Source organism: Acrocarpospora pleiomorpha (assembly GCF_009687885.1).
In the GTDB taxonomy this organism is placed as follows: Bacteria; Actinomycetota; Actinomycetes; order Streptosporangiales; family Streptosporangiaceae; genus Acrocarpospora; species Acrocarpospora pleiomorpha.
Map to the genome: position 1 here is coordinate 1 of NZ_BLAF01000132.1, position 8774 is coordinate 8774.

Here is an 8774-nt window from a genome sequence, read left to right on the forward strand (position 1 = left end):
AGGGTGGGCGGGTGGGAACAACCACGGCAACCGAGGGCGAAGCCGCGGAAGCGAGTTTGGGGTGGAAGCTCTGGGAGCGAATCAAGGGTGGGAACAACCACGGCAACGGCGAATAGCGCTCCGGGCACCCGGAGCGCTGGGCCCTTGCGAGGGCGGCGAAAACACCCGGCATAGCGCGCCATGCCGGGTGTTGTTTCGCTAGGTCAGGAACCGCTCAACGACGGCTCCCGGGTGGGTCGTCCCCATCGTCCTCGTCGTCGACGGCGGCATAATCGGCATACCGATCTGCCAACTCGTCATAAGGGTCGTGCTCGTCATTGCGGTCGGAATCGACGTTGTCCTCGACTCCGAGCTCCGCACGCAGGCGCTCAAGATCCGTGCCGCCGCTGTTGTACTTCAGCTGGCGGGCGACCTTGACCTGCTTGGCCTTGGCTCGGCCGCGCCCCATTGGCTCGACCCCCTCATGCGGGGTCGTGCCCGACCCCTCGTCGCTAACGCACCACGCACTGACGCCACCTGACTTAGGGCGTCAGCCTCTCGTTCGCCTACAACCGTACCTGTTTTGCGCCCCGCTCGGTACGCCGTCTGGGCGGCGGCAGTCAGCGGCCCAGCCAAATGGCTCTAAGCCGCCCGACTTCCGACATTCTGCGCTCTGCCAGCCTATCTGCTGCGACCGCCGGGGGGACGCCCTCGTCGTCGGCGATGGCGAAGATTTTCTGGGTGGTGGCAAAAATCTGAGCCGCCCTCGCTTTGGCCCGCTCCATGTTGAACCCCGCGATCTCGTCGGCGACCTGGATGACCCCGCCCGAGTTCACCACGTAGTCAGGCGCGTACAGGATGCCACGATCGGCCAGCTGCTTCTCCACGCCGGGATGGGCGAGCTGGTTGTTGGCCCCGCCGCAGACGATCGTGGCGCGCAGCGTGGCCACCGTGTCGTCGGTGAGGGCGCCGCCGAGGGCGCAGGGCGCGTAGACGTCGATGTCCGCGGTGGCCAGGGCCGCGGCGTCGGGGAGGGAGTCGACCTCCGGGTGGCGGTGCCGTACCCGCTCGACGGCTTGGTCGTTGACGTCGCAGATCACCACCTCGGCGCCGTCCTCCAGCAGGTGCTCGACGAGGCGGTGGCCGACCTTGCCGACGCCTTCCACGCCGACCCGCTTGCCGCGCAGGCTGGGGTCGCCGTAGCGGTGCGCGGCCGCGGCGCGCATGCCCTGGAACACCCCGTAGGCGGTCAGGATGGACGAGTCGCCCGCGCCGCCGTGGGCGAGGGTGCGGCCGGTCACGTAGGCGCACTCGCGGCCCACGATGTCCATGTCCTCGCTGTAGGTGCCCACGTCGCAGGCGGTGTAGTAGCGGCCGCCGAGGGACTGCACGAACCGGCCGTAGGCCCGGAGCAGGGCTTCGGTCTTGTCCGTGGCGGGGTCGCCGATGATGACGGCTTTGGCGCCGCCGTGGTCCAGGCCGGCCAGGGCGTTCTTGTACGCCATGGCCCGGGAGAGGTTGAGCACGTCGGCCAGGGCGGCCTGCTCGTCGGGGTAGGGGTAGAAACGGGTTCCGCCAAGACCCGGCCCGAGAGCCGTGCTGTAGATGGCGATGATCGCGTACAGGCCGCTGCGGTCGTCCGCGCAGAACACGACCTGCTCATGCCGGGAGTTTCGGCTCGGTTCCTGGTGGGAGAGCCCGAAGACGTCGGTCACTGTGGTGACTCCTGATCGCCTCTGTCCGCCGCTCCGTTGCGGCGGATCTCACCCTCCAGGGTAACGACGATCATGGATTGCGAGCAGGTGGGCACTGCGCGGATCCGTTTCGCATGGCACGATTCGGGGTGTGCTGCCCTACGCCGCGTACCTCCGCGTCTACGAGCCGCTGACCGCGTTTCCGGAGCGGGATCGGCTGGCCTGGGCCAGGTATGCCCAGAATCCGGAACGTCCGCGGCGGGCCGGGGCGCTTGAGGTCGAGCACGAGGAGTCCGTCCGGCGCATCCTGCGGGTGCCGCCGTTCCCCGCGCCGAGCGCGGAAAGCCACAACGCCTACCTGCGGCGCGTCGACGACGTGCTGTATGTCTGCCCGTGGCAGAGCCGGCTGCGCTCCTGGCTGGCGTTCGCCACCTTCCGCGGCAGCATGCCGGTCAAACTGGCCGACCGTTTCGTGCCGACCCCGGTCGCGGAGCGTACGGCCAACGAGTTCGACGCCTTCAAGCGCGGCGAGCCGTCCCTGCGCATGCACATCAGGACCAGCACCTGGCATGTCCCGACCCCGTGGTTCGTGCCGTTCGACTCGGCCGAGCGCTGGCTGGTGCTGCGCGGCGAGGAGTCCGAGGGCATCACCATGGCCCCGGCCAGGAACATGCTCTACGTGACGTCGATGGCGCAGGCCCGCAAGCGGGTGGCCCGGGCCCTGGTGGTCATCCGGCGGCATGTCGGCGACGTCGACACCCTGACCGACGTCGAGGACGTGGGCCGCTGGCTGGAGGAGTTCCACCCGCACTCGCTGGTGGAGCTGGACTACGGCGGCCTGGTGCACCTGATGGACGACGAGACCTTGCAGGCCGACCAGTCCGTGGCCGAATTGGCGGCGGCTCTCACGGGTTTGGACAACGGTCAGGAAGAACTTGCCTTCGCGATGTATCAGCGGGTGATCCTCCGCTGGAGGTCGATCCAGAGTCTGGAGTCGGCCAACTGAGCCCCAACCAGTGGGGCTGACCTGCGGCTTTGGGTCATGAGATGGTCGATGGGACAACTGCGAACTGAGTAGTTTGCCGTTTTCACTGCGATACCACGAAACGTGTCGCTAGAATCACCGAGCGTGACATCAACACGTGGTCGAGACGTTGCGCCCAGAGGGCTCGCCAATCGCGCTACGTGGCTGTATGGTCACATCGGGTGATGCCGCAAATGGTCCAAGAAACCGCACGTTATGGATCATTGGGGGACATCCGTGACAAGCGCCAAGATAAGTCGCAGGATCGCTGTCGCCGGTCCACACGGAGGAGAGGCCGCACAAATGTCAGCTCGTACACCCGAGGCCGAGCCACTGCTCACCCCGGCGGAGGTCGCAACCATGTTCCGCGTCGACCCCAAGACCGTTACTCGGTGGGCGAAGGCGGGCAAGTTGACGTCCATCCGCACCCTCGGCGGACACCGGCGTTACCGGGAAACCGAGGTTCGGGCGCTGCTCGCGGGCATTCCGCAGCAGCGCTCGGAGTAGCGGGGGATCGCAGCACCTAGGGGGACGAACGGCGCGCTCGCGTCAGCGATGTGAGCGCGTCCACATCACATCCCGGTACCAGATGTGATCCGGCGCCGCCCGCCCGGCGCCGACCCAACCTAGGAGCCCTAGGAGCTACGCGTGAGCCGCTCGACCTCCGGGTCATAATCGGCGGCCACCCCCACCAAGGCCACCATCTGCTCGCCCAGCAAGCGCTCCAACGTGGGCCGATCCAGGTCGCGGTGCTCCAGCCAGTCGAGCCCCGCCGTCTCCACGGAGGCGATCCACGAGCGGAGCGTGATGCGCAGCACCGGGCTGGGCTCGGTGACCCGCATCTGGCTCATGATCAACCTGAACAGGCGCTGCCGGACGCCGTCGACGATCTCACCGATCTCGCCGGAACGGTCGGCCGGGCCACCACGGAGGAGCGCCGCGAACCCCGCGGCGTGCTCCTCGACGAAATCGAAGTAGCGCCGCAGGCCGGCGGAGAGCTCGTCGATGGGCCGGCCGCCCTGCTGGGGGCGGAGTCTGGCCTCCAGCTCGTCGGCCGCGCTGCGTAACGCGGCGACGTAGAGCTCCTGCTTGCCGCCGAAGTAGTGGTAGACGAGCGCCCGGGAGGCGCCGGCCGACAGGGCCACGTCGTCGATGGAGACGTCGTCCGCGTCGTGCTTGCTGAAAAGCTCCAGCGCGGCGGCGATCAGTTCCTCACGGCGGCGGTCGACACTCAGCCGCCTTCGTGCCGGCCGCTGATCTGACTGGTTTGGCTGTTCTGAATTGTCCCGGTCCTTGGCGTCAAGTTTCGCCGGCCGGGGAGTTGCACCCACACTGTCGAGACTATCGGAGTCGCTAGCTGACAGCGTGCGCCGAAGCGATCAAGATGGATTTACCCGTACCTTATCCGGGATTCGATCGTTCTGTCTGACAGGTGCACGTCCGCGCATCGTGGGGAGAACCATGTCAGGACCGTCAATGCAGACCACTGCCCGGCACGACATCGCGGTACCCGTACCGGATTCCGGACTCGCCGACGGGTTCAGCCCGCGGCCACGACCGACGATCCGCAACGTCGCCGAGCGCGCGGGCGTATCGAAGTCACTGGTCTCCCTGGTTCTGCGCGGGTCGCCACATGTCAGCGAGCATCGCCGGGAGGCGGTTCTCCAAGCGGCCAGAGAGCTGGGGTACCGCCCGAACGCGGTGGCCCGCAGCCTCGTCGAAGGCCGGACCCATCTGGTCGGGGCGCTCGTCGCCGACCTGCACAATCCGTTCTACGCCGAGTTCCTCGACGGGCTCCAGGAGAGCCTGCACGGTGAGGGCCTGCGCCTGCTGATCGGCAGCGGTCGCTGGGACCCGGCGTTCGAGGACGAGGCCGTCGAGGCGTTCCTCGAACTGCGCGTCGACGGGCTCGTGCTGCTGGGGGTCGCCCCCTCCAGCGACACCCTGGCCGAGGCCGCCGCGTACACGCCGACCGTGGTGGTCGGCGAGCGCGACGTGGAACTCGACAGCGTCGACATCGTCGTGGACGACGATCAGCTCGGCGCCCGGCTGGCCGTCGATCACCTGGTCGAGCTGGGCCACCGCAGGATCGCGCACATCGAGGGCACGCCGTCGTCGGCCGCCCGGTGCCGGTGCGAGGGGTATCTGGTGGCGATGCGCAGGCACGCGCTCGCGCCGTACATCATGGTCGAGCACGGCGACTTCACCGAGGAGGGCGGCCGCCGCGCGGCGCTTGCCCTGCTCAACCGGGAGCCGCGGCCGACGGCGATCTTCGCCGCCAACGACGTGGTCGCGCTCGGCGTGCTCACCGCCGCCAGCGAGCTGGGCCTGCGGGTGCCGGAGGACCTGTCGGTGGTCGGCTACGACAACACCCACCTGGCCGCCGTCCACCACATCTCGCTGACCAGCGTGGACCAGCCGCGCCGCGCGATGGGCCGCTCGGCCGCCGCGCTGCTCAGCGACCGCATCTGCGAACCGGGCAAAACCTCCCGGCTCCGCCAGGTCACCCCCCAGCTGGTGGTACGGCACAGCACCGGTCCCGCGCCAAGCGACGCCCAAAGCTAGGTCAATCGCGGCGGCGTCATGTTCCGGCAGGTGTTGACTGCGGGCATGACGCCGACGCATCGACCTGGGGGAATGAATGCGTGATCCGGAGTTGGTCTCCTGCGCCCAGCGCGCCGCGGCCGAGCTCGAACGGGCCTGGGGTCACTGGCGGGCCACGCGGGGCCGTCCCGCGGACGTGAGCATCGAGTCGGTCGCCAGCTACGTGGCGCACTCGATCGACCATCCGTGGGGCCGCCCGCGGGTGGTGCTCGGCCTGGACGCCGAGGACGCCAGGGAACTGGCCGCGCTGCTGCACAAGCAGGAAGCCACGGAACCCGCTTGGTAGTTTTCGCAGCATGTCCATGAGGATGTCGTGATCTGGGTGATCACAGCGGTGCATCGTCTGGTCGTCTAAAGGGCGGGTTTCTCGCTAATCACGGTCTGGTCACGTCCCGCCTGCGCGTAGGTTGGGACGTTGACAGACCTCAGCGAAGGGAACCAACCGCGATGAGTCGTCGTTCGGCGGTCGCCGCCGCAGTCCTGGCCGTGACCGGGCTCGGCGCCGCGGCGTGCGGCGGCGCGGCGGGAGCCGGAACGGGCTCCGACGCCACCGCGCCGCTCGAAGTCAGCAAGGACGGGACCGCCCGGGCGGCAGGCGATGCCGCCGCCCCGGCCAAGCCGCTCGCCGGCAAAGTCATCGTGATCGATCCCGGGCACAACGGCGGGAACTACAAGCACCCTGAGATCATCAACAAGCAGGTCAACGTGCTGACCAAATGGAAGGCCTGCGACACCACGGGGACGGCCACCAACGACGGGTACTCCGAGGCCGCGTTCAACTGGGACGTGTCGCAGCGGCTGGCCAAGTTGCTGCGTGCCAAGGGTGCGACGGTGAAGCTGACCAGGACCAACAACACCAGTGCCGGGCCGTGCATAACCAAGCGGGCGGCGATCGGGAACACGGCCAAGGCGGATGCGGCGATCTCCATCCACGCGGATGGGTCGGCGGCCGGGAACCATGGCTTTCATGTGATCATGCCGAAGAAGATCAATGGTCCGGTGGATCCGGTGGTCGCGGACTCCAGGAAGCTGGGGATCACGATCAGGGACGCGGTGCACACGGGGACGGGGATGCCCTATTCCACCTACATCGGGTCGAAGGCGCTGGATTACCGGAACGATCTGGGCGGGCTGAACCTGTCGTCCGTGCCGAAGATCTTCCTGGAGTCAGGGAACATGCGGAACGCCGGAGACGCGGCGAAGTTCAAGAGCGCAGCCTGGCGCCAGAAGCTGGCCGTGGCGCTGGCGCAGGGGTTCCAGACATACCTGAAATGATCGTTTATCGGTCTTTGGGGGCATATCCGGGGCATGGCCAATCACGGATCTTCAAAACCAGCGAAGCCGACCGGGCGGGCGGCTTCCGGCCATCCCTCGGGTACGAATAGCCACGAATCTTCACACCCGGCGAACCCGACGAGCCGGGAGGGTTTGGGGCATATTTCGGGCATGGACAACTTGCTACCTCGCCCCCGCTTCGCGGAAGCCACCCCTGGCGTGTTCACCTTCGCCCTCGGATCGCTCGTCGCCGGCCCTGCCGATCTTGTCGATTCGGTACGGCTTGCGCTTCCCGTCCTGGATTTGAGACGGGCCGATGGCGCGGCGGTAGTGACCATGGAGCGGAACAAAGATCGGGACCGTGCCGAGGGCACGGCAGCCGAGACCGTGAAGCAAGACAGAGATCCGGGCCGGGACGAAGGCACGGCAGCCGAGACCGTGAAGCAAGACAGAGATCCGGGCCGGGACGAAGGCACGGCAGCCGAGACCGTGAAGCAAGACAGAGATCCGGGCCGTGCCGAAGGCACGGCAGCCGAGACCGTGAAGCAAGACAGAGATCCGGGCCGGGGCGAGGGCGTGGCAGCCGTGATCGTGGAGCGGGATGGGGATCTGGGGGCGGAGGCGTACTCGATCGCGATCTCTGAGGCGGGGGTGACGATCTCGGCGGGGAATGCGGCGGGGGCGTTCTACGCGGGGCAGACGCTGCGGCAGTTGTTGCCGGTGGAGGCATTCCGGGCGGCGGCGTTGCCAGGGACGGCCTGGACGGTGCCGTGCGGGCGCGTGGCGGACGCTCCGGCGTTGGGGTGGCGTGGGGCCCATCTGGACTTGTCCCGACATTTCCTGCCGAAGCGGGAAGTGTTGCGGATGGTGGATCTGATGGGGGTGCACAAGCTCAACCGGCTGCACCTGCATCTGGCTGATGACCAGGGCTGGCGGGTGGAAAGCCGGGCGTTTCCGCGATTGCACGAAATTTCGTCGTATCGGGCGAGCACGACGACGACGAGCTTCGCTGGCGAGGAGCCCTCCTACGACGGCATCCCGCACGGTGGCTACTACACCCTGGCCGATCTGACCGAAATTTCGGCATACGCTCGGGCGCGCTCGGTGATCGTGGTCCCGGAGATCGACGTCCCCGGCCACGCCTCCGCCATCCTCGCGGCCTACCCGGCCCTGGGCGCCAAACCCAACGAATCCCACGAGGTCCTCAACCGCTGGGGAATCTCCCCAGCCATCCTCTCCCCCCTCCCACCCACTCTCGACTTCCTCACAACGATCTTCGACGAGCTCATCGACGCCCTCGGCCCGCTCCCCTACTTCCACATCGGCGGCGACGAATGCGTCCTCGACGACTGGGCCGCCTCCCCCGAAATCACCGCACACCGCGAATCCCTCGGCCTGGCCACCCCCGGCGACCAGCACGCCTGGTTCCTCCGCCAACTCGCCGACATCCTGGCCACCCGCGGCACCCGAGCCGTCGTCTGGGACGAGGCCTTCGTCAGCGGCCAGCTCCGCTCCGACACGATCGTCATGCCCTGGCGCGGCATGAACGTCGCCCACCGCGCGGCAGCCGCCGGCCACGACGTCGTCATGACCCCCGTCTACCCCCTCTACTTCGACTACGCCGAAGCAGCCACCCCCACCGAACCCATCGCCATCGGCGACACGATCACCGTCGCCGACGTGGCCGCCTTCGCCCCCGTCCCCTCCTCCTGGACCCCCGCCGAACAGGCCCACGTCGCAGGCGCCCAGTTCCAACTCTGGAGCGAACGCATCCCCGACGCCCGCACCCTCGACTACCGCGCCTGGCCCCGCGCCTGCGCCGCCGCCGAAATCACCTGGACCGGCCACCCCGCCACAAACTTCCACGACCGCCTAACCGCCCACCTCCCCCGCCTCGACGCCCTCGGCATCGAATACCGCCCCCTAACCGGCCCTCACCCCTGGCAACGCGGCGGCGGCTGGCGCACCCACCGCCCCGGCGCCGTCCCCGTAGCCGACGTAATGCGCCACCTAGACGACCTAACCCACTCCCCCGACTCAACCAGACCCAGCATCACCTAACGACCCCACCCACGAACGGTGCTCGCTTCGGGGGTTGTGTTCACCGTGGCTGACCCACCCTTGATTTGCTCCCGGAGCTTCCGCCCCGCCCCGAGCTCGCTTCCGTGGGCTCCGCCCTCGGTTGCCGTGGTTGTTCC

General features: G+C 68.2%; 9 protein-coding genes. 6 read left to right on the forward strand and 3 right to left on the reverse strand.

The features are described from left to right. Nucleotides 1-214: 214 nt before the first annotated feature. Nucleotides 215-448, reverse strand: coding sequence for a DUF3073 domain-containing protein (locus Aple_RS51295; protein WP_155352098.1), 234 nt, complete (start codon nucleotides 446-448; stop codon nucleotides 215-217). Between the two features lie 151 nt (nucleotides 449-599). After that, nucleotides 600-1694 carry a Leu/Phe/Val dehydrogenase gene (locus Aple_RS51300; protein WP_155352099.1) on the reverse strand — a complete coding sequence of 365 codons (1095 nt, stop codon included), beginning with the start codon at nucleotides 1692-1694 and terminating at the stop codon, nucleotides 600-602. Between the two features lie 130 nt (nucleotides 1695-1824). Between Aple_RS51300 and Aple_RS51305 the strand changes: the two genes are divergently transcribed. Together Aple_RS51305 and bldC are read left to right on the forward strand one after the other, a co-directional pair. Beyond that, nucleotides 1825-2679, forward strand: a complete 855-nt coding sequence (locus tag Aple_RS51305) for a DUF8083 family protein (RefSeq protein ID WP_155352100.1) — start codon at nucleotides 1825-1827, stop codon at nucleotides 2677-2679. A gap of 321 nt (nucleotides 2680-3000) precedes the next feature. Beyond that, nucleotides 3001-3204 carry a developmental transcriptional regulator BldC gene (bldC, locus tag Aple_RS51310; protein WP_013133571.1) on the forward strand — a complete coding sequence of 68 codons (204 nt, stop codon included), beginning with the start codon at nucleotides 3001-3003 and terminating at the stop codon, nucleotides 3202-3204. Nucleotides 3205-3332: 128 nt separating this feature from the next. Here bldC and Aple_RS51315 read toward each other — a convergent pair whose 3' ends face one another. After that, nucleotides 3333-4028: a TetR/AcrR family transcriptional regulator gene (locus tag Aple_RS51315; protein WP_246265677.1), complete on the reverse strand. Its 696-nt coding sequence runs from the start codon at nucleotides 4026-4028 to the stop codon at nucleotides 3333-3335. A 130-nt stretch (nucleotides 4029-4158) separates the two neighbouring features. Between Aple_RS51315 and Aple_RS51320 the strand changes: the two genes are divergently transcribed. The 4 genes from Aple_RS51320 to Aple_RS51335 all read left to right on the forward strand — a co-directional run bounded on the left by Aple_RS51320 (nucleotide 4159) and on the right by Aple_RS51335 (nucleotide 8637). Continuing rightward, the gene (locus tag Aple_RS51320) at nucleotides 4159-5262 is read left to right on the forward strand and encodes a LacI family DNA-binding transcriptional regulator (RefSeq protein ID WP_155352101.1); all 1104 of its coding nucleotides are present in this window, start codon (nucleotides 4159-4161) and stop codon (nucleotides 5260-5262) included. Nucleotides 5263-5338: 76 nt separating this feature from the next. Then, the gene (locus Aple_RS51325; RefSeq protein WP_155352102.1) at nucleotides 5339-5587 is read left to right on the forward strand and encodes a hypothetical protein; all 249 of its coding nucleotides are present in this window, start codon (nucleotides 5339-5341) and stop codon (nucleotides 5585-5587) included. 161 nt (nucleotides 5588-5748) lie between these two features. After that, nucleotides 5749-6576, forward strand: coding sequence for an N-acetylmuramoyl-L-alanine amidase (locus tag Aple_RS51330; RefSeq protein ID WP_155352103.1), 828 nt, complete (start codon nucleotides 5749-5751; stop codon nucleotides 6574-6576). A 171-nt stretch (nucleotides 6577-6747) separates the two neighbouring features. Continuing rightward, nucleotides 6748-8637 (forward strand): beta-N-acetylhexosaminidase, encoded by a 1890-nt coding sequence (locus tag Aple_RS51335; RefSeq protein ID WP_246265679.1) that lies wholly within the window; start codon nucleotides 6748-6750, stop codon nucleotides 8635-8637. The last annotated feature ends 137 nt before the right edge of the window (nucleotides 8638-8774 follow it).

Excerpts from the sequence above, each read along its gene's own strand:
- Aple_RS51330 (WP_155352103.1), top strand. The coding sequence starts at position 5,749 with ATGAGTCGTCGTTCGGCGGTCGCCGCCGCAGTCCTGGCCGTGACCGGG.
- Aple_RS51295 (WP_155352098.1), bottom strand. The coding sequence starts at position 448 with ATGGGGCGCGGCCGAGCCAAGGCCAAGCAGGTCAAGGTCGCCCGCCAG.
- Aple_RS51320 (WP_155352101.1), top strand. The coding sequence starts at position 4,159 with ATGTCAGGACCGTCAATGCAGACCACTGCCCGGCACGACATCGCGGTA.
- bldC (WP_013133571.1), top strand. The coding sequence starts at position 3,001 with ATGTCAGCTCGTACACCCGAGGCCGAGCCACTGCTCACCCCGGCGGAG.
- Aple_RS51335 (WP_246265679.1), top strand. The coding sequence starts at position 6,748 with ATGGACAACTTGCTACCTCGCCCCCGCTTCGCGGAAGCCACCCCTGGC.
- Aple_RS51325 (WP_155352102.1), top strand. The coding sequence starts at position 5,339 with ATGCGTGATCCGGAGTTGGTCTCCTGCGCCCAGCGCGCCGCGGCCGAG.